Annotated in this window: 2 protein-coding genes; both read left to right on the top strand. The window is 31.9% G+C overall.

The features are described 5' to 3' along the window. The first annotated feature begins 259 nt into the window (after positions 1–259). Positions 260–679 carry a hypothetical protein gene (locus tag ABIB40_RS20515; RefSeq protein WP_354361797.1) on the top strand — a complete coding sequence of 140 codons (420 nt, stop codon included), beginning with the start codon at positions 260–262 and terminating at the stop codon, positions 677–679. A gap of 191 nt (positions 680–870) precedes the next feature. Then, positions 871–1,368, top strand: a complete 498-nt coding sequence (locus ABIB40_RS20510; RefSeq protein ID WP_354361795.1) for a hypothetical protein — start codon at positions 871–873, stop codon at positions 1,366–1,368. Positions 1,369–2,251: the final 883 nt, after the last annotated feature.

The raw sequence follows: 2,251 nt of genomic DNA, 5'->3' as shown, positions 1-2,251 counted from the left end.
CTGATTTTAATATAACAGACAAGAAAGGCGGTGTTGTTATAACATCAAAACCGACTGAAAAAAATAAAAAATAACTGCTGGTAACAGCAAATTTGCGCAAAAATGGCTGACGGTGGTTTACATTAATTCATCAGTTATTTATTTACTTTAGTGCGGTGCGACAATGGTTCTGCAAGTAATGCCATTTCTGCACAAATTTTCAAAACGTTATAAGCAAGCCTTTAGACCGACAGAGAACTAGAAATTTAACAATACAGCTATGAAATTAGAGCTTGAATGGAGATTTGAGGACAACAAAGAAGTTTTAGAAAAACTTATTATTCTTGATAAACACGCTGAAAGTGCAATTTGGAATAAGCTTAAATCAAACGTTTTTCTTGAAAGTTATTCATTAAACAAAGACAAATTTAAAGACTTTGAAACAATAGAATTTAAAAACAACTATGAGTTGGTATCGAAAAAATTAAGTGAATTATCAAATCAAATAAATCAAAAAATTATCTTGACTTGGTTTTCTGAAAATGAAACTCTAATAACAGATATGGACACATTTAAAAATAATTGGGACAGTTTTTTTCAGCCGTCATCAGATGACCGGTTGATAATTAGGGAGGATTGGGATTGGATAATTTATCTCTCACACTTCGAGTGTTTGCAATATGGGTCGAAAATAAAATAATAATGGTTATGGCCTTCACCTAACCGCAAATTTGTTCAAAAATGGCTGATATTGGTTTACGTAAAGTCATCAGTTATTTACTTAATCTGGTGCTGTGCGACAATGGTTCTGCAAGCAATGCCATTTCTGCACAAATTTTCAAAACGTTATAAGCCATTTTAAAAAAGAAATCGCAACAAATTAGATTTTTAATGAAAGACATTTTAGGAAAAATAAAATTGACATTTGGGGTTACTTTTGGAATATTAATATTCATTGTTCTTATTCCGATTTCATTGATTGTTTTGCCTTTTCTGACTTTTGAGAACCAGAAACTTGATAAAGAATATCAAGAATTTCTGAATAATAATAATGGGAGAAAGTTTTTTTGTTATACTTCCAGAAAACATGTTTTTGATTTCGTTGAAAATAGTCTTTTACCTTCAATAGCTAACGACATTAATGTGATTTTTCTTCATGGAAAAATACCTAAATCAAACTTTCCTGAAAGATTCATTTCAAGAATGTTGTATCGTATAAACAACATAGGGTTTCCAAACATTATGAAAATCGTTGACGGTAAAGTAATCGACATTTCGTTAAAAAAGGAATTCTACGAGGAATTGAATAAGGATGCCAAAGTTTCGAGGATTACTAATTTTATAAATTTAGGTTTCCAGATTATTGATGATAATAAAAACAGCTTATAACAGCAAATTTGTTCAAAAATGGCTGACAGTGATTTACGTTAGTTCATCTTTATTTACTTAATTTGGTGCGGGTTGAAAATGGTTCTGCAAGCAATGCCATTTCTGCACAAATTTTCAAAACGTGTGTGTCTTGAACAGATTGCGACAGCAATCTGATGCTTTAAAAAGAGATGAGAGAAGGCCTATCGATGGCGACTTTCAGGAGAGATAAATTATCCTTAATTGATGTATGAACTTGAAAAACCGTAGGAGGGAAGCCTTTCAAGTATTGGTTCTGTGAGAACGTAAAGGTAAAATTTCTTTGCGTGACTTCTTTGGCGGGCATGCTAAAATGAAAATAAACTTGCCCATCAACATATCGGGCAATTCCAAATGTAGGTAAACTATTACGATAGGTTTGAAAAGTAAGATTTCGAAAATCCAACCACTGGCATTTTGCTCTGTACAGATAAAAAATGATGCGGTAGTTAGAATTTCACTACTCGAAAACAACAAAACCATTATAGTAAATATCAACTCTATTTACCTGTCGAACAGTAGTTGATAGATGGAGTGAAAAAGGAAATAGAAAAATTAGACAATGAAGAAAACTAACTTAAATGTTCCAAATAACTAAATAACAATTTTAGCGATTTAAAGCCCTCTAGTCAATAATTCTTAGTTTTATGGGTAATCAGGTTAGAGTTTGAAAGGGCTTGCTTAGCATTCATTACGTCAATCTAAAGAGACCCATTGAATTGCACATTTCAATCTTCGAAATGATTTTTAGCCCCACAAATAGCCCCACATAGTTTAGCCCCCAATAAGTTCGGAGTGTTATTATGAATTTCAAATAATACATTTGAAACATGAAATACAAGAAATGGAGCTTAGCAGAGAAGCT

The organism is Pedobacter sp. UYP30, from assembly GCF_040547165.1.
GTDB lineage: Bacteria > Bacteroidota > Bacteroidia > Sphingobacteriales > Sphingobacteriaceae > Pedobacter.
Note: the sequence above shows the minus strand (reverse complement) of the source record. Positions and strands in the feature narration are given on the sequence as shown.